The organism is uncultured Piscinibacter sp., assembly GCF_937952055.1.
GTDB lineage: Bacteria > Pseudomonadota > Gammaproteobacteria > Burkholderiales > Burkholderiaceae_C > Piscinibacter.
Genome location: NZ_CALFYO010000002.1, coordinates 77,503 through 94,828, shown reverse-complemented (window position 1 = coordinate 94,828; position 17,326 = coordinate 77,503). Strand labels below are relative to the sequence as shown.

The following is a 17,326-nucleotide window of genomic DNA, read 5'->3' as shown; positions in this document are numbered from 1 at the left end:
GTCGAAATGAACGACGCAACGACGCTGGACCGGCCGGTGCAGCCCACCCTTCAGGTGCGGCAGGTCGTGCCGGGCCAGAACTACCGGGAGCACTACGACGCGAAGGCCCTTGCCGATCTGCGCGAGCAGGTGAAGGCGGCCGGTGGCATCAAGAGTCCGATCATGGTGCGACCGCATCCCAGCCGTGACGGGGTGTGGGAGATCGTCTACGGCCATCGCCGCTGGATGGTCGCCGGCGAGCAGTATGGCGACGCCTACGACATGCCGGTCACCATCGAGGACCTGAGCGACGCCGAGGCGCGGGCGCTCGGCATCATCGAGAACAGGGGGCGCGACAACCCGAGCGCCATCGAGGAAGCCAAGGGGGCCGCCGATCTGCTGCGGTTCAACGCTGGCGACAAGGAGAGGACCGCCAACCAGCTCGGCTGGAAGCCGCGCGAACTGGACAACCGGCTGCTGCTGCTGAACTGCGCGCCGGAGGTCCAGAAGGCCGTCATCGAGCGTCACCCGCACATCAGCATCGGACACGCGGAACTGCTGGCCGGCCTGCCACAGGACCGCCAGGTCAAGGTGCTGGCCGGCATCCTGCAGCACAAGGTGCCGGTCGAGGTATTGAAGAAGCAACTCGGCCAGTACGCGAAGCGGCTGTCCGAGGCCATCTTCGACACGGCGCAGTGCCTGGGCTGTTCGCACAACTCGGCGCAGCAGGCCGCCCTGTTCGATGCCTCCATCGGTGAGGGCTACTGCCAGCACCCGACCCACTACGACGAACTCACGATGGCGGCGCTGGCGGCGCGAGCCGAGCCGCTGCGCGAACGCTTCCAGGTGATCCGGTTCATCAAGCCGGAAGATGGCTTCGTGCCCCTCGCAGTGGCGGCGGATGGCCCCCTGGGCGTGGGCGCAGAGCAGATGGAGGCCTGCAAGGGCTGCGCGAACTTCGGGTGCAGCGTGTCGGCCATCCCGGGCCACTACGGCGAGGTCGCCGAGTCGCTGTGCTTCGATGCCGCGTGCAACAGCACCAAGGTGGCCGCCCGGCGCAAGGCCGAGCGGGCAGCGAGCAAGCCGACCGGGCCGTCGAAGGACGCGGCCGGGGCTGGCGACAGCAAGACCAAGGGCGCCGCGCCAGCGGTCTCGCCCGCCGAGAGTGCCAAGCCGCGCAACACGGTGCCGGCCAAGGTGGTGGCGCACCGCATCGAGTTCTGGCGCAAGACGGTGGCGAACCAACTGATGGTGCAGGGCGAGCGCAACCACCGCGCACTGACGGCCCTGGTGCTGGCCCGTGAAACGCGAGCCATCCATGCGGATCGGTATGCAGACGTGGCGGTGAAGCTGGCCGGCATCAAGAAGCCGAACCTGGGTGACGCTCCCCTGCGCAAGATGCTGGAGCAGGCCGACGCGGTGGACGCAGGCGCGCTGGAGGCGCTTGTCAAGGCGGTCACGGCGTCCGCAGCCTACGGCATCGACACCGAAGGCCTCGAGGCGCTGCTGAACTACCTCGAAGTCGACGAGGCGCGGCACTTCACGCTCAACGAGGCCTATCTGGCATTGCTGACGGTGAGCGAACTGGAGTCGCTTGCGGAAGAAGTCGGCCTGAAGAAGGCGATGGGCGAGCGCTACGCGAAGGCCAAGGCCGGCAAGCGAAGCGAGTTCATCCAGGCGCTGCTGGCGGTCGAGGACTTCACCTACAAGGGCGCGGTGCCCAAGGCGATGCGCTACCCCCGGCGCAAGTTCAAACACGCCGAGCGCGCGGAGCCGGCCCTCGAGTTGAACGCGGCTGCCAATGCGCCCGCGGAACGCCGAGAAGAGGCAGGGCCCGCGCACGCGGCGTGAGCCTCGACAAACGAGGGGTGACCGATAGGATCAATCCGAGGGTCATCCCTCTCGAACAAGGAGATTCAAGCGATGTTCAAGGAACTCTTCCCGCTGGCAGCACAGGGTGCGTTCAGCCTGCTGCTGTCGGCCGACGAGGCCAGCGGCCTCATGACCGTGGTGGTGGTGCCGAAGCACTCGGAGGGCGGCAAGGACGTCCCCGCGCTGGCGATGCCGCTCAAGCTCACGGCTGTCCCCGACGAACTGGATGCCGGCTTCGTGCAGGCCGTGCTCAGCTACTCGACCCATCGCGCCAGCCTGGACGAGCAGGTGGCCGCGACCAACGAAGTGATCGAAGCGGCGAAGGCTGCGGCGGTGAAGAAGGGTGCTGATGCCGTGACAAAGGCCGGTACCAAGCCCGCGCAACGGGTCGCAGCACCCAAGGCGGCGGCCGGCGACGTCGACGTAGACGACGAGCATGGTGGGGACGCTGCCGACGATGCGCCCGCAACGCCACCCGCTGTCGTGCCGGCCGCGACTTCCGCTGCGGGACCTGGCGTGCCTGATCTCTTCGGTGCGTGAAGGGAGGCAACCATGTCCATCGTCGTTGCCGCTCTCGCCCGTTGCTTCAAGTACAACGGGATGACGCTGCCGGACATTCCCGGCATGAGCGTCGAACAAGTCAAGGAGGTCTACGCCGCGCAGTACCCGGAGTTGCTGACGGCCGAGGCCCAGGTCGGTGAGGTCGTTCGTGGCGTCCAGGAAATCGCCTTCAAGCGCGCGGTCGGCACCAAGGGCTGAGGACGATCCGGTCGCGCGCTATGCCGCGCGGCTGGACCGGTTCCTCGCGCAGCCCGGAGAGGGTGAGGCCGGAGCCCTTGAAGCCGCAATGGGCGAGACGAAACTGGCTTTCGTGAGCAGCATCGTCCACCAGTTCGCCGAAGACATGCGCGGCCAGCCCCACGGGGATCGACAGGACCGCATGGTGGTACGCGGTGCGCTCCTTCCGCCACTGTTCTAGCCATGTTTCAGCTGCCCGCCGTTGACCACGACATTCCATGCACGCTGGTGCCACAGGCGTCGCGCCGTCGTGGGGCGCTGCTGGCTCGGACACTGCTGCGCACCGGCATCGTCGATGCTGCCCTGATGCCGGCGCGGCCGGGGCCGGATCACCTCCGGAATTGCCAGGCTGTGCTGGAGGGTTGGGTCCGCCGTGAACTCGGTGCGCTGCGCATGCTCCGGCCGTACTTCGCGATGAACCTGCGTGAGGCCGGCAGCGATGCCGGGCACGCTGTGGGGCCGTCGTGCACGATCGAGTGGGGCGGCGAGTCCTTCGGCGTGCGCTGCGTGGGGCCGGCACTGGAGTTCCTGGAGCGCCATCAGCCCAGGCTCGGCCGCACGGTGCTGCATGTGCTGGAGCGGCAGGCGTTTCGCACGTTGCCGATCTACACGCCCGCCATCGTCATGGAGTGCGCCAGCGATGTCTACTGGTACGGCGAGTCCGACGAGGACATGGCTCTGGAAGAGGCCTGCGGCGATGACGCCGACGAGCGTAAGGCCATGCGCGACAACATGGTGACGCGGGCGATGTTCGACAGCACGTTCCCGGGCTGGGCGCTCGGGGGTCGGTCGAGGCCAGTCGGCCGACGAACCTTGCAGCGCATTGCCGAGTCCGAATCAGATCACCGCGTCGCCCCCTGATCGAGAGCCTGATGAGCGTGCTTGGCGTGGAGTTGCCCACCTACGACTGGTCCTTCCGCGAGGGGCGCTTCGTCGGCTTCTCGGGCGTCCTGGCCTGGGGCCGCGAGGACGAACTGACCGGTCGTGTGCTGGATGACTACGAGCAGATGGTCAATGAGAGCGGCGACTACTTCGAGACCTGCGGCGACCTCACGATCGCTGTTGAGGATCACGAGACATTCGCCCGGTGGTTCGACGCCATGCGGCCGTGGTGCCGGGCGACACGGGCGCTGGACGGCTTGATCTGGCAACTCTGCGAGGGAGACTGGTCCGCGAAGTGACCGTGAGAGCAAGGAGTTCCGATGACCCAACCTCAACAAGACGTGAAGTTCAGCGTGACCGAGGAAGGCCCCGCTGAAATGCATCTGCGTCGGGCGATCCTGGTCTACGCGAGCAAGGGCGGTGGAAGTTTCGCGACCGTGCACGACATCGCCGCGAACCAGGGCGGAGGCGCGACGATCTTGCCCGGACGCCCGATGACGGCGTTCGCAGTGCTGCGCCTGGCCCGCAGCTTGATGAAGCGGCAGGACGGCGGCTTCATCCCGGACAGGTTGATCTTCCAGGATTCGGCTGCGATCGCATGGTGGGTGCCCCCGGGCATGCGACGAATCTGGTTCCGGTGCCCCGAAGACCAACTCATCGCCGGCGAACGCTCCGAGGTCGTCAGCCATCCAGGTCTGGTGTTCTGCGTGACGACCGCGCGCAAGTGGTTTGTCTGGGCGATCAAGGGGGCGGCGCGGCCGAAGGACAGCACGAGGTTGTTCCGTGCGCCGTACTTCAACGTCTGGGAGAGCGGCCAGATTTGCGTGGGCAACGTGGACCTGCCGGAGCGCGCGACGGCCGAGAAGCTCGACGAATGGACCAGCGCGTTCTTCGACAGCTGGTTCACGCATCCCAACGTGCACAGCAACCTCGTACGCTACCGTGGCGGGGCCTACCGGTTCTGGCGCGACATGCTCGACGGCAAGCATGTCGTGTTTCCGGAGCGGACGCTGGTCGACCTCGACCGCACCCTGGGCGAGGCCTTGCAGTCCCGCGGAGCCAAGCATGACGGCTGACCCGCGCGACGTGGCCATCAGGGTCAGTTGCCCGGTGGTCGCCGTGCCCCGGTTCGGCGCGCTGGAGCCGCACGCGAGCGGGCAGCGCATGCTGCTCGCCCGAAACGGCCTGTTCGTGCAGATGAAGACGCCCTGGCTCGATTGCACGACACGGGTCGCGGAGGTCGGCATGCACCTGCCGTACGGGTCGGCGGCCGAGGCCATCACGTTCGCCTTCGGCGTCATTCCCTTGGGATTGCTGGAGAGGTTCATCGCCGCCGCGCGCGGGACGATGCCCAACGAGGCGGCTGGCGCGCTGGTCTATGACGCGCGCAGCGGTGCTTTGCGCCTGGCCATGCATGAGGCCATCGAGGTCGGGCCCGGTCACGTGAGGTACCGGATCGAAGAGTTGGCCGCAGACGAGCTTGTCGCAATCGACCTTCACTCACATGGCCGGCTGGGCGCGTTCTGGTCGGGCGAAGACGATCGGGATGACCAGGGCGTGCGGGTCTGCGGTGTCTTCGGCAACCTGGACCGTGAGCGACCCACCGCGAGGTTCCGGCTCGCGCTGAACGGCCTGTTCCGGGAGTTGCCTCATCCGTGGGCCGTCGAGCCGGACGGCGCGCTGCCGGCATAGAAGAGGCGCCTCGACGCTGAACGCCGAGGCGCCGAAGACGCATCAGGCCTTGCCCAGGGAGGACAAGCAAGGACGGATCGAATGCGCTCCTCATTGTGCACTGCGGCTCGTCGCTGAGCGGCCACCACCGACGAGCTTGCCGATGGCGCGCGCGCCGGGGTTGAAGCGGACGCCTGGTCCACGATCATCTTCGGGAGAGGACCGGAATCGACATGGAACACTGCATCGGACGAAGCCTGCTGAGCCAGCGGGTGAAGGTTCACCTGGTGGGCGTCGGGGGCAACGGTGCGCAGATGGTCAACTGCCTGGCTCGCCTGGACATCGCGATCCGGGCGCTCGGCCACCCCTACGGCCTGCATGTCACGGCGTTCGATGGCGACCGGGTGAGCGAGTCCAACGTCGGGCGGCAGATCTACAGCCCGGCCGACGTGGGGCTGCACAAGGCGGTGGTGACGATCCACCGGCTGAACCAGTACTTCGGCCTCGACTGGGACGCCGTGCCGCAGCACTACGACGCATCGCCGGCCACAGACCATGGAAGCGGTCCGAGCATCGTCATCAGCTGCGTGGACTCGGCGCGCTCGCGGCGTGACCTGCACAGGAACCTGTTCCAACGCGGATCGCGTGCCACCTACTGGCTCGATCTCGGCAACACCGAGAGCGGGGCACAGGTGGTGCTGGGTCAGCCCAGGCCCTATCCGCTGCCCGAACTGCAGGAATGGGGACGGCTGCCCTGTGTCACCGAGCTGTTCCCTCAACTGCTGGAGGAGCAACAGGAGGACGACGCGCCATCCTGCTCGGTGCGAATCTCGCTGCAATCCCAAGGACTGTTCGTCAACGACATGGCGGTGCGGTGGGCGTCGCAGTTGCTCTACGAGTTGTTCCAGGGGCCGATCAGGCAGCACGGTGTGCTGGTCAACCTGTCGTCCAAGCGCTCAGGCCCCATCGACGTGAACCCGGCGGTGTGGAAGCGCTTCGGCATTCGACGACGCAAGCCCCGCGGCATTCAGGCGGAGTAGCTCGCCAGGCGCTGCGGCGGCCGCAGAACGGGGGTGCTGCGTGCCGCCTTTCGGTTGGCGCAAATGACGCGAACCCGGCAGCATGACAAGGCAGTGTGGGCTCGATCGTGTTCAGGCCCTCGGGCTCCGCTGGCCAGCCCTTGAAGGCATCGAGCGCCAGCCAAGAATGAACCCATGCAATCGACGAAAGGGATCGTCATGGTGGAAGGTCAGTTGGTCAGCGCACTCCAGGTGCTTGGCTGGATCCTCACGCTGCTCGGGCAGGTCCAGGTGGCCCGCAAACGCCGGGCAGGCTTCGTGACCTGGATCGTCGCCAACATCGTGCTGATCGGGTTGAGCGCGCGAGTTGGCCTGTGGTGGAGCATCGGCATGTATGCGACCAATATCGCCGTGTGCGCGTGGTCGTTCCGTGCTTGGGCGCAGGTGGACCAGGGCCATATGCGGACGCTGTTCGTGAACAGGCGAACCGCCTGGTAGCGAGCGGCTGAAACGCCGATGCAGCCGACCGAGGAACAGCAGCGCATCGTCGCCAGCGATGCGCGGTCGCTGGTCGTGGAGGCTGGGGCCGGTACGGCAAAGACGACGACGCTCGGCCTGTACGCCGGCGCGCGTCCGCGCAGCCGCATCCTCTATCTCGCCTTCAACAAGTCGATCCAGTTGGAAGCCGCGGCGCGCATGCCGCCGAACGTCACGTGCCGCACCACCCACTCCATCGCTTGGCGCAAGGCGGTCGAGTTCTTCGGCAGCGAGGCGCCGCAGCGGGTGGGCAAGACCTACGCGTCTTCGGTGGCGCGGACGTTCCGATGCGGGCCATTGGTGGCCACCGCTGCCTTGCAGGCGATCCAGAACTGGTGCGGCTCGCTGGACGCGCAGATCGATGCCTCGCACGTGCCGGCCGACATCGCCGAGCGCCTGGCCGATCCGGGAAACGTTGTCGAGGTTGCCAGGGCGACCTGGGGACGGATGTGCCGGACCGATGGTGGCGAGCTTCGCCTGCCCCATGACGGGTACCTCAAGCTCTTCCAGATGGACGAGCCGACGTTGCGAGGCCAGGATCTGGTGGCCGTGGACGAGGCCCAGGACCTCAACCTGTGCACCTACGACATCGTGCGGCGCCAGGGCGGCGGGCTGGTGCTGGTGGGCGACTCGGCGCAGCAGATCTTCGCCTTCCGCGGGTCGGCCAATGCCCTGGGGGTTCACGAGGCGGATCAGCGGCTGCAGCTCACGCGCAGCTTCCGCTTCGGGGAGGGTCTCGCGCAGGTGGCGAACGCCCTGCTGGGCCACTTCAAGCTCGACAACACGCTGCGCATCGTCGGGGCCGGCCGGGCGGCCACGCGCTTGTCGGTGGACACGAAGCGCTCCTTCGCGGTGCTGGCCAGGACGAACGCGGTCGTGTTCGAGGAAGCCATCTCGTTCCTGTCGAGCAATCGGCGCTACCACTTCGTGGGCGGGCCCGAGGGCTACCGGATGGAGAAGCTGCTCGACGCCTACCACCTGTGGGCGGGCAGTGGCGGGCTTGTCCGCGACCCCTACCTGCGCAGCTTCGGCAGCTTCGAGGACCTGCAGCAACTCGCAGAGGATGCCGCCGACCCTGAGCTCAGGCACCTGGTGCGCGTGGTCGAGGACTACGGCGGGCGCGTGCCGGCACTGGTGGAGCAGATCAGGTCCCGGCACGTGGCGCTCGACAAGGCCGCCTGGAGCGACTTCGACGGCTTGTTCTTCTCGACAGCGCACAAGGCGAAGGGCCTGGAGTTCGACCAGGTCTGGCTGGCCGACGATTTCATGCGGTTCTTCGAGGACGGCAGGGAGCTGACGGCCGACGAGGTGGATCAGGCGGACGTGAATCTGCTGTACGTCGCCCTGACCCGCGCGAAGGCGTCTGTTCGGCTGTGCGAGTCGTTCGACGAGTGGCTGAGCTATCGGCGCCTGCGCCCGCGTTGATCCCTTGAAGCGTCTTGCGTGGCTCGGATGATGGTCTTCGAGACCCCGAAGGACCGTCGATGTCGCAAGCACTGATCCGCCACCTCCGCCTGTTCTGCGCCAGTCCCAATGTGCCACCCGTTCGACAGCAGGACGGTGTGCTGGCGGTGGCCGGTGTGCTCGAGCGGGCCGGTCGGGCGAGGCTGCTGCTGGTGGACATGGAGCGCTGGGGCCGCAACCCGGGTGCCAGCGTGACCAACGCCGTCGACCAGCTGGCGCCGGCCGCACATCGCTACCTGATCGGCGGCTTCGGCATCGCGTTGGCTGACACGCAGATCGTCGAGCTGGACGGATCGGGGGCGTTCGATCTCGTGTGCGGTCTTGGTGATGGATGCGGCCTGTCGCATCGACCGCTATGCGGCGCGGATCGCGGTGTTCGGCATCGCAGTCGCGAAGCGTTCATTGCGGCGACCGGCGCGATGGGGCACGCGATGCTTCAGCGGGCCGAGGCGGTGGGCAAGGGCGAGTGGGCGGGGGTCGAGGGATGAGCCGGCAAGGTCAGTGCGAGACGTGCGTGCGCTGGTCGCGGCAAGGCGGCTCCATCCTGCCGGCGGTCGAAGGATGCGGCTGGCTCGCCGAGCAAGACGCACAGCCACTGTCCAGCGCGCTGGGAATGCTGCTGCCCGTGCTCGCGCAGCTCGCAGCCCGGGACCGGTGTTGCCCCGGGCATCTGGAGGCCAATGCGGATGACATGCCGGATGCGTACCTCGCGGCAGATCTGCGAAGGATGCCGTCCGGCGGGCAGGGGTTGAAGGCGCAGCACGCGATGCGATCCTGACCACAGGCAAGGAGAACACGACGTTGAACGCCGGAATCCTCAAGACGACTGCGGGTGCACCATGGTGACCAAGTCGCTTCGGCCCGTGACGCGCGAGACCAGCGCGGTGGTGCGAGACAAGGGCCCGCGCGCGGTGATCGTGACCGTGGTCGGCGGAGTGATCGAACTGCGGGCCAAGGGGCTGCGAAGTACCGAGACGCTTGATGTGGCATGGTGCTACACGGCCGCGGTGCGGCAGCGGCTCCAGTTGCAGCGGGTGGAACGCGCCAAGGGCCGCCGGCGCAAGTAGGGGAGCAGCGGTGAAGGTGTTGTCAAAGGGGTCGGGGACGAGGGCGGTGGCCGCGGTGCTCGCCTGTGCCGCGCTGCAGGTGGCAGCCCAGGCGCAAGGGCCCGGAGAGACCTTGACCGGTGTGGAAGCCAGGGCCGCCCAGCTCGGCCACGCGGCCGACGTCGTGATCACGGCGGTGTCGGACGGCGACACGGCGACGGCGGTCATCGAAGGCCGGCCGCTGCGGTTGCGGCTGGCCAGGATCGACGCACCGGAACATCGACAGGCCTGGGGGCAGCGAGCCGAGCAGTCGCTTCGTCAGCTCGTCTGGAAGAAGCAGGTCCACATCGAGTGGCGCGAGGTCGACCGCAACGGGCGGCCCATCGTCACGATGACCGTGGACGGCCTGGACGTCAGCGAAGAACAGGTTCGGCGCGGCATGGCCTGGGTCTATCGGGCGTACAGCAAGGACCCGCAGTTGCTCCGCCTAGAGGCCGACGCGCGCGAAGCCCGCCTCGGACTGTGGGCTGACGCGACACCGGTGCCGCCGTGGGAGTGGCGCCGGATGAAGCGGGACGGCGAAGCGCTGCAGTGATGCACAGCGAGAAGCGATGAGCCTGCAACTGGATCACTGGCCAAGGCGGCGGCGTGCCCCGACGGCCTACGCCATGCAGCGCGAGCGCTACTCAAGACAGGCGCTCCAACTCATGGGCTTTCAGTTCGACAGCCAAGGCCGGTTCGTCAAGCTGGGCGCCTGCCGGACGTTGCTGGCCGAGGCGAGCAGTCCGGACGGCATCAGCTGGCGGGTGCGGCCCTTCGTCCGCCACTGGCGCTGAGGGACCTGCAGAGACGACGATGCCCTGCAGATCGGGTGATCGTGCAGGGCATGTCGGGGTGCGCCGAACGGCGGCGTTACCGGTGCGGGAACAGACTGTGCGGCCTCGGGTGGAGTTGGCCGGCCCGCTCATGCATGCGGCTGCGATACGCGAGGGCCAGGGCAGCGGCTCCCCACAGGTCGAGGACCACCCACGCGAGCGCGTAGGTGGCCAGGACGGGGTCATAGTTGAGCGCGCTTGCCAACGATGCCAGGAGGTCTTGCATGTCCCTGCTCCTCAGGCTCTTGCGAGCCCTGTTCCTCCTCGAGGCTGAGGAGGACGACGGCCAGGGTCTGCGCGACCAACCAGCCGACGATGACGACGGCCAGGTAGGCCACCGATTCCTTGGCGAAGCCAAGGTACGCATTGGCTGCAGCGAGCAGCCACGACGCCTTCTTCAACGCGTCCGCCGCGGACTTGCGTGCGTCCTTGTTGAAGAACATGGTCAGGCGGCGACGCCGCTCGCCCTTGGGCGGGTGTTTCGTCTTGCGAGTTGCCATACGACGGGTCCCTTCTTGTTGTGCGAGGAAGGCGCCGTCACCCCGACCGAGGGTAGGGTGCCCCGCTCGGGTTGATGAAGTCGCAGGCGTGTTGGCACCTGCTCGATGCGCGGCCTTGGGGAGGTCGCATCCGTGCCGGTCGCACGGAGTTCGGGATCGAGGCGCTCACCCCGCCTCGACGCTGAGACCGCCGGTGGGCGTTCGATGCACGAGGCATCGAACGGCCCACAGGTGGACGATCAGGCCGCGTCCCGCAGGGACGGCGAAGGGATGGTGAGCCAGGGCGCCAGGTAGACCTGGGTCTGGCTCGAATCGATGGCATGCACGCGCTGGTGGCTTGCCAGATGCTCGAGCTTGAGCAGCAGCGCGTTCGCGTACTCGGCCGTGTCGGCCGTGCACTCCGCGAGGCTGTTGCGCACGAGCTGGATGTAGTGGTCGACCATCGGTGCCGGCGCCCGAGCGGCGTCGAGTTCGATGATCTGAAGGGCTTCGACGTTCATCGTCTTGGACAGTCCTTAGGGATGCGCCCCCACGAGACCCTTGACGGCGGCACTTCGCGTGCTAGACACGGTGGCAGGTTCGCGAGAGGACGAAGATGTTGAGGTTGGGCAACGCGATCAGGCTGACCCGCAAGGAGGCCGAACGGCTCGAACGCATCACCGGTTTCCCGGTGGATGGCGTTCGAACGCTCGACGGCCTGGCGCTGTACGTTGTGCAGTGCAAGGCCTACTACGCCGAGGAGTCCCGTGAGTACGAGATCCTGGCGTGGCTCATCGACAACGAGGTGTCACGCTGCCTGGCCGCCGCGTGAGGCGGGAGCCTCGGCGGCAGCCGGCGCTTCCGGAGTCGCAGGCGCCGTGCTCGGCGATGCGGCGAACCCGGTGATCACCTCGGCGACCTCCGGATGCTTCGCGAGCACGTCCACGCGTGCCTTGGCACGCGAGGCGCCGGTCTTGGGCCTGGAGGCCTTCGGGTCGACGGTGGACTTGCCGGAGAAGATCCTGGGAATGGCGACGACGAGGGCCGTCGCCAACTGCAGGACGCTGATGGGCGCGGTCACGAAGATCGCGCGGACCGCGGCCACGGTGCGCTCGCTCTGTTCGTCAGCCAGGGCCTTGGCATGCAAGGTCTCGCAGGCGATCAGGTAAAGCGCCTCGTGGCGGCTCCTGGCTTCAGGGTTGCTGTTGAGGTACTTGACCACTTCCGCGGCGCCCGGAGGCTGGCGCACGGCGCGGTACAGGTGCACCCAGGCCATCTCCTCGGCCAACTCGTGACGATCCGGTGGAACCGGGGCGGCGAGCTGACCGTGGATGGGGCCGATGCTGGGCAATTGCTGATGCATGGTTCGCTCCGTTGGATGTCCACGGAGACGACCCGGCCGCAGGGGACGAAGCGTCCCCGTGGGGTAGCATGAACTCGCCGGCAAGCCGGTGTTCACAGGAAGCCATCACGATGGATCGTTCAGGCCAGACTCTTGAAGTCATCGATGGCGGGCGCGAAGCGCTCGAGCGGGCCTACATGTGGGCGATCGTGTTCGATCGTCCCGACAAGCAGGCTCTCGCGAGGCGCCTCGAACCTTCCGCTAACGACGTCCTTTGCGCCGTTGCTCCAGATGAAGACGGGACACGAGTTCCTCGTCGATCAGGCGCACGACCCGCAGGACATCGCTGCGGACAGGGCCGCGAGTGATCCGCAGCCGCTCCAGGCTCTGAAGGAGTTCTTCCTTCTTCGCCTGAAGCTCTTCAGCGCTGCCCTCGTCGACAAGACGCAGCAGGCTGAGCCACAGGTGCTTGTCCATGTGCTCCTCACGCAGCCAGCGGCAGCGGTTGGGGCATCGGGACGACCACGTCGGCCGACGGGCGGACGAACGCGGTGCACAGGGCCGGAGGCTTCCTGGCCACCACAACGGGGTGTTGCGGCAGGCCACTACCGCCACAAAGGCGGCACACGGTGTGAGCCGTGGACTTCGACATGGTCGTTCTCCTTTGCACAAATGCAAAAGGGGAACGACACGTCCCCCGGATGGAGAAGCAACGTTCCCCATTCGGGTTGAAGGCGACGCCATCGCGCGCCCATGGACAGGCGAAGAGACCCACGCCGAAGCGATGGGTCTTTCGCACACTTCAGGACTTGCGTCCCAGGGATTCGGGCCAGGCACACGGGTGTGCCCAGCCGAGGTCATCCAGCAGGCCGGATGATCAGAGGACTTCGCGGCGCCACGCGAAGCGATGAAGACGCACGAAGGCAAAAAGCCTGCGGGGCTGGCGCAGCCGACGTCGTGACCGATGTGTCATGTGCACATCGACAAGGAGGCGCGCCGACCGGGATCGACGCCAACCAGCACGGACTGGTTCGGCCGCTTGCGCGCGCCGGGATTCGCCGCTTGCACGGCATGGCCGTCCGAAGACGGTCGATTCAAGTGCGGGTCACGACCGCTAACGCCAGGGTGCAGGGCACCTAGGACTCCAAGTCCAGCCGTTGACGGCTCTCGTTGAAGGCTGTACCAGCGACGATCGCCAGCAGGAAGCTCTGCAAGTTTGCCACTCGGTTGTGGCCCTGGGTAGGGGTCTCGCGAGGTCTTGAAGCTGGCGCAGGTTCATGTGTCCAGCGTGTGCCTGATGACACGGGCCGGAGCGCTCCGACGGTGGATCGGCAGACGGCGATGAGGACTTCGGACAACGTCTGCCGGCTCGTGCTCCCGGCATGGGGCGTGTGGCTGTGCCCCTTGAACACGAGGAGGTGCCTCGTAGCCTGAGTGCGTGAACATCATCAGGATCCACTGCAACGACGAAGCCGTCGCGGCGAGCCCGCCGGACCTGTTCGGCTTGATGGCGGACGTCGAACGGTTCTCGATCGAGGTGCCATCCGAGGTCGCGAATGTCCTGGCTGCAGGGGCGCCGGTGTTCGTAGGCGTGAGCGGAGGGCGTGACTCGCAGGCGCTGGCCTATCGGGTGTGCGCGCACCTCGACGACATCGGTCACCAGGGCCGGCGCTCCCTGATCCACGCCGACCTCGGCCGCGTGGACTGGAGGGACAGCCTGCCTGTCTGCGAACGGCTGGCACAGCGCCTCGGCGTGGAACTCATCGTCGTGCGCCGCAACGCGGGCGACATGATGGATCGGTGGCTGTCGCGCTGGACCGCCAACGTCGCGCGCTACGCGAACCTCGAGTGCGTGAAGCTGATCTTGCCGTGGAGCACCGCCGCGCAGCGCTTTTGCACGGCCGAGCTCAAGAGCCAGGTCATCGCCCGCGAGATGCGCCGCCGCTTTCCCGAGGGTGACGTCGTCTCCGCCGTGGGCATCCGGCGCGAAGAGAGCGCGAAGAGGGCGCGCATGCCGGCCTGGAAGCAGGACGAGCGCACGACGCGCAAGCGCGGCGCGGGCCACACCTGGAACCCCCTCCTGGGCTGGCGGCGCGGGGACGTCAACGACTACGTGCGCATCCGGGGCGACGAACTCCATGAGGCATACCGGCTCTATGGCAGCACGAGGGTCTCGTGCGCGTTCTGCGTGCTCGGCTCGGAGCATGACCTTCGGGCGTCGAGCAACTGCGCCGACAACCATGCGATCTACCGCGAGATGGTGGCGCTGGAAGCCACGAGCACCTTCTCGTTCCAGAGCCACCGTTGGCTCGGCGACGTGGCTCCGGACCTGCTCGATGCGGGTCTTCGCGCGCGGCTGCAGGAGGCCAAGGAGCGTGCCCGGTTGCGGATAAGTGCCGAGGCCAGGCTGCCGGACCACCTGCTCTTCGTGAAGGGCTGGCCCACGGTCCTGCCCACACCGGGCGAAGCGGCACTGATCGCCGGGGTCCGTCGCGATGTCGCGCAGGCGGTCGGCCTGCAGGTGCATCACACCGACCGGGACGCAGTGCTGGTGCGCTACCGCGAACTGATGACGCTGGCCAGGGCGAAGGCGGTGGCCAACGACTTGCCGCTGCACACCGAAGAAGGATTGCAAACATGAACTCGACCACCCTGGCGCCGAGAGCCGGCGCCGTTCCCGAACCGCTGGTGGACATCGCTTCGATCTCGTCGCGGCTGTTCTGGCTGGTTCGCAACTCGATGTCTGGTGCCGCGGCGGGCCTGCATTTGCCGGCGACGGTGTTCACCCGGTTCAGCGACGCCGTGGCCGCACGCGATGCCATCGACGAGACCCCGCCTCTGTCGGACCACCCTCAGGGCCTGTGCCGGCTGCACGACGACGTGATCGTCGACGGTGTGGGGCCGGGTCGTGTCAACTGGATCCATCCGAGCGGCGATGTGCGCGTCGAGCTCGTGCGGCATCCGGGCAGCGCGGAGTTTTACCCCGTCGCCGCGATCAGGCGGGCGGTCGCACCCCGGCCGCGCTTCGAGCATGAGGTCGTCCCGGTCGGACTTCGGGAGGCGAACCTGGTGGTGGAGCGGCTGCACCGAAGACTGGGCAAGGTCCAGGGACACAAGTTCGCCGTCGGCCTGCGCCGTGTTGCCGATCAGGAACTGGATGGTGTGGCCGTGTGCGCGCGGCCGGTGGCACGACACCTGGACGATGGCCTGACGGCCGAGGTTCGACGGGTGGCTGTCGATCCCTCGGTGACCAACGGCTGCACCAAGCTGCTCGGCGCGATCGCCAAGGCGGCTTCCGCGATGGGCTATCGGCGCCTCGTGACCTACACGGCGGAAGGCGAAGGCGGGGCCAGTCTCTACGCCGCGGGCTGGGACCCCATCGGACGCAGCGCCGGCGGCCACTGGGGTTCGGCCGGTCGGCCGCGCAAGGCGGGTCCTGAGGAAGGGCGCAAGGTTGTGTGGGCGAAAGTGCTGCGCGGCGAGGAGCGCGAACGCTGAGCACGGTTCGTCTCGTCGACCTTGAAGGCGACGCCGAGCGCGGGATCCTGGTGGTCACCAGGAGCGCGCATGCAGCAACTCATCGACCTTCGCCACGAGACGCCCGAGGCCATCTCATTGCAGGCCATCGGCGCGTTCATGGAAGTCGGCCGGCCGGCGGTCGTGCTCTTCAGCGGTGGCAAGGACTCGTCGGTGCTGCTCAACCTTGCGCTCACCGCCGCCGTCGAACAGGCCAGGCAGGGCCGCAACCCAATGGTCGTCATCGCCCACAGCGACGTTGGCGTCGAGAACCCAGAGATCCAGCGCCTTGTCAGCGGCGAGATCGCCAAGGCGGCCCGGTTCGCCCGCGAGCATGGCGTGACCGCTGTCGTGCGGGTGGCGACCCCGGCCTTCTGGGACACGTTCCCGGTGCGCGTGATCGGCGGCCGCGCGCTTCCGACTTTTCCGGACTCGCGGCGGGACTGCCAGACCGACCTGAAGCGCCTGCCGAACGAGCGGGAGCTAGCGTTCATCGAGCGCGAGCTGGGGGCCAAGGGCTGGCCTCAGCCGGTGCTCATGACGGGTGTGCGGCGCGACGAGTCGGCCGTCCGTGCTGCGAGCGTGAAGGGCCGCGGGGAGAAGGCGGTGTCGCTCTGGACGGACACGGAGGGGCGCCTCCGGCTGAGCCCGCTGTTGGACTGGGCGGCGGACGACGTCTGGCAGTACCTGGGCCTGGCCAACGCCGGCGTGATCCCGGCCTACAGCCGCTTCGAGGAGACGATGCAGACCTACCAGGCCGCCGGCGGCAGCAGTTGCGTCGTGGTGGCGGACGCGGAGATGCAGAAGCACTCCAAGCCTTGCTCCAGCCGCTTCGGCTGCTGGGTTTGCACCGCGGTCCGGGAGGACCGGTCGCTGCGCCAGATGATCGAGACCGACCGGGATCGCTACGGCTACATGGCGCCGCTGGCCGCGCTGCGGGATTTCATCGCCTACACACAGTACGACTGGTCGCGCAGGCAGTACGTCGGGCGGAGCATCGTGGACGGGTTCATCGAGGTCGGCGCCGACACGTACTCGCCCGCGATGCTCGCCGAACTGCTTCGGTACGCCTTGAGTGCGCAGAAGCTGTCGGGTGTGCAGATCATCAGTGCCGCCCAACTGATCGCGATCGACGCCCGCTGGTCGCAGTATGCGATCGCCGAACCGTTCAGCGCGCTGAGGATCTGGAAGCAGGTCGAAGACGGCGCGCTCTGGACGCCGCCCCCGATCAAGCCCTATCCGAAGACGGCGGTGCCCAAGCTCGGGAAGATCCACGTGGGTGACTGGAACGACGACGTGACTTCGGCGCTGGAGGTCACCGGCCTGCGCAATCCGGCTTGGGAGGACTTCGCGGAGACCTGCGGACCCGGCTTGCGCACCCTCGCGAGCGGAAGGGCGGTCATCGATGTCGAGGGCGACAGCGAGATCGACGAGGAGGGTGCTTGGCTGTTCCTGGACTTCGAGCTGGATCGCATGCTCAAAGACCGCCGAACGACGGAAGGCTACTGGACGGCCGGCTACGAGACCTACCTGTCGTTCGGCCTGGTCCAGCCGGCCAAAGGCCAGTCGGCGCGCGTCGACGAAATCCTGCGGCGTTCGCAATGGCGGCAGCGCCACGGCTTGCATGGACAGCCCTCCCTCGAAACCCTGCGCAGCCGTCTGACCGTGCGGTACCCCAGCCAGGGCGATCTGTTCGAAGAACTCGACGAGGCACCGGTGTGAGGTCGCTCGTCCTCGCGGCCGGCACCCCCTTTTGTGGGGCAGTCGAAGGAGCGCCCGCCGAGGGCGGAAGGCGTTGCGCAGCACAGGCGCCAGGCCGATCGCAGCGGAAGCCAGGTGGTCGCGC

The 17,326-nt window shown here is 67.6% G+C and carries 23 protein-coding genes; 19 read left to right on the top strand and 4 right to left on the bottom strand.

Annotation, left to right across the window (positions count from 1 at the left end; all coding sequences use genetic code 11):
* Positions 1-6: 6 nt before the first annotated feature.
* From Q0599_RS00585 to Q0599_RS00515, 15 genes are all read left to right on the top strand, one after another.
* Entirely contained in the window at positions 7-1,830 is a 1,824-nt protein-coding gene (locus Q0599_RS00585) for a PRTRC system ParB family protein (RefSeq protein ID WP_298824218.1), read from the top strand.
* A gap of 72 nt (positions 1,831-1,902) precedes the next feature.
* Complete coding sequence (locus tag Q0599_RS00580) at positions 1,903-2,391, top strand: PRTRC system protein E (protein WP_298824216.1); 489 nt, start codon at positions 1,903-1,905, stop codon at positions 2,389-2,391.
* A 12-nt stretch (positions 2,392-2,403) separates the two neighbouring features.
* A complete protein-coding gene (locus Q0599_RS00575; RefSeq protein ID WP_054018129.1) occupies positions 2,404-2,610 on the top strand; it encodes a PRTRC system protein C in 207 nt (68 codons plus the stop codon).
* Positions 2,611-2,832: 222 nt separating this feature from the next.
* Positions 2,833-3,510 carry a PRTRC system protein F gene (locus Q0599_RS00570; RefSeq protein WP_298824209.1) on the top strand — a complete coding sequence of 226 codons (678 nt, stop codon included), beginning with the start codon at positions 2,833-2,835 and terminating at the stop codon, positions 3,508-3,510.
* An 11-nt stretch (positions 3,511-3,521) separates the two neighbouring features.
* Positions 3,522-3,830 (top strand): hypothetical protein, encoded by a 309-nt coding sequence (locus tag Q0599_RS00565; protein ID WP_298824206.1) that lies wholly within the window; start codon positions 3,522-3,524, stop codon positions 3,828-3,830.
* Between the two features lie 21 nt (positions 3,831-3,851).
* The gene (locus Q0599_RS00560; RefSeq protein WP_298824204.1) at positions 3,852-4,607 is read left to right on the top strand and encodes a PRTRC system protein B; all 756 of its coding nucleotides are present in this window, start codon (positions 3,852-3,854) and stop codon (positions 4,605-4,607) included.
* Complete coding sequence (locus Q0599_RS00555; protein WP_298824202.1) at positions 4,597-5,223, top strand: PRTRC system protein A; 627 nt, start codon at positions 4,597-4,599, stop codon at positions 5,221-5,223. Before Q0599_RS00560 ends, Q0599_RS00555 begins: the two co-directional genes overlap by 11 nt.
* 212 nt (positions 5,224-5,435) lie before the next feature.
* Positions 5,436-6,242: a PRTRC system ThiF family protein gene (locus Q0599_RS00550; protein ID WP_298824199.1), complete on the top strand. Its 807-nt coding sequence runs from the start codon at positions 5,436-5,438 to the stop codon at positions 6,240-6,242.
* 174 nt (positions 6,243-6,416) lie between these two features.
* The gene (locus Q0599_RS00545; protein ID WP_298824197.1) at positions 6,417-6,719 is read left to right on the top strand and encodes a hypothetical protein; all 303 of its coding nucleotides are present in this window, start codon (positions 6,417-6,419) and stop codon (positions 6,717-6,719) included.
* Between the two features lie 18 nt (positions 6,720-6,737).
* Positions 6,738-8,183 (top strand): UvrD-helicase domain-containing protein, encoded by a 1,446-nt coding sequence (locus Q0599_RS00540; protein WP_054018123.1) that lies wholly within the window; start codon positions 6,738-6,740, stop codon positions 8,181-8,183.
* A gap of 59 nt (positions 8,184-8,242) precedes the next feature.
* Complete coding sequence (locus tag Q0599_RS00535; protein WP_298824190.1) at positions 8,243-8,710, top strand: hypothetical protein; 468 nt, start codon at positions 8,243-8,245, stop codon at positions 8,708-8,710.
* Positions 8,711-8,736: 26 nt separating this feature from the next.
* Positions 8,737-9,000 carry a hypothetical protein gene (locus tag Q0599_RS00530; RefSeq protein ID WP_298824187.1) on the top strand — a complete coding sequence of 88 codons (264 nt, stop codon included), beginning with the start codon at positions 8,737-8,739 and terminating at the stop codon, positions 8,998-9,000.
* A gap of 61 nt (positions 9,001-9,061) precedes the next feature.
* Positions 9,062-9,289, top strand: coding sequence for a hypothetical protein (locus Q0599_RS00525; protein WP_298824184.1), 228 nt, complete (start codon positions 9,062-9,064; stop codon positions 9,287-9,289).
* A gap of 46 nt (positions 9,290-9,335) precedes the next feature.
* Entirely contained in the window at positions 9,336-9,863 is a 528-nt protein-coding gene (locus Q0599_RS00520; RefSeq protein ID WP_298824181.1) for a thermonuclease family protein, read from the top strand.
* Between the two features lie 16 nt (positions 9,864-9,879).
* Complete coding sequence (locus Q0599_RS00515) at positions 9,880-10,104, top strand: hypothetical protein (protein ID WP_298824178.1); 225 nt, start codon at positions 9,880-9,882, stop codon at positions 10,102-10,104.
* Positions 10,105-10,325: 221 nt separating this feature from the next.
* On the opposite strand, the gene Q0599_RS00510 is transcribed toward Q0599_RS00515, so the two are convergent.
* Entirely contained in the window at positions 10,326-10,586 is a 261-nt protein-coding gene (locus Q0599_RS00510; protein WP_298824175.1) for a hypothetical protein, read from the bottom strand.
* A 296-nt stretch (positions 10,587-10,882) separates the two neighbouring features.
* Positions 10,883-11,143, bottom strand: coding sequence for a hypothetical protein (locus tag Q0599_RS00505; RefSeq protein ID WP_298824173.1), 261 nt, complete (start codon positions 11,141-11,143; stop codon positions 10,883-10,885).
* A gap of 95 nt (positions 11,144-11,238) precedes the next feature.
* Here Q0599_RS00505 and Q0599_RS00500 point away from each other — a divergent pair, with 95 nt between their 5' ends.
* Complete coding sequence (locus tag Q0599_RS00500; protein ID WP_298824170.1) at positions 11,239-11,454, top strand: hypothetical protein; 216 nt, start codon at positions 11,239-11,241, stop codon at positions 11,452-11,454.
* Here the strand turns inward: Q0599_RS00500 and Q0599_RS00495 are convergent.
* Together Q0599_RS00495 and Q0599_RS00490 are read right to left on the bottom strand one after the other, a co-directional pair.
* Complete coding sequence (locus Q0599_RS00495; protein ID WP_298824167.1) at positions 11,431-11,985, bottom strand: hypothetical protein; 555 nt, start codon at positions 11,983-11,985, stop codon at positions 11,431-11,433. The two genes, Q0599_RS00500 and Q0599_RS00495, sit on opposite strands and share 24 nt — an antisense overlap.
* Before the next feature lie 240 nt (positions 11,986-12,225).
* A complete protein-coding gene (locus Q0599_RS00490) occupies positions 12,226-12,441 on the bottom strand; it encodes a hypothetical protein (protein WP_298824164.1) in 216 nt (71 codons plus the stop codon).
* 961 nt (positions 12,442-13,402) lie between these two features.
* On the opposite strand from Q0599_RS00490, the gene Q0599_RS00485 reads away from it, so the two are divergent.
* From Q0599_RS00485 to Q0599_RS00475, 3 genes are all read left to right on the top strand, one after another.
* Positions 13,403-14,605, top strand: coding sequence for a phosphoadenosine phosphosulfate reductase family protein (locus tag Q0599_RS00485; RefSeq protein ID WP_298824162.1), 1,203 nt, complete (start codon positions 13,403-13,405; stop codon positions 14,603-14,605).
* Positions 14,602-15,462 (top strand): XF1762 family protein, encoded by an 861-nt coding sequence (locus Q0599_RS00480; RefSeq protein ID WP_298824160.1) that lies wholly within the window; start codon positions 14,602-14,604, stop codon positions 15,460-15,462. The genes Q0599_RS00485 and Q0599_RS00480 overlap by 4 nt, the downstream gene beginning before the upstream one ends.
* 69 nt (positions 15,463-15,531) lie before the next feature.
* Complete coding sequence (locus Q0599_RS00475) at positions 15,532-17,202, top strand: phosphoadenosine phosphosulfate reductase family protein (RefSeq protein ID WP_298824157.1); 1,671 nt, start codon at positions 15,532-15,534, stop codon at positions 17,200-17,202.
* The last annotated feature ends 124 nt before the right edge of the window (positions 17,203-17,326 follow it).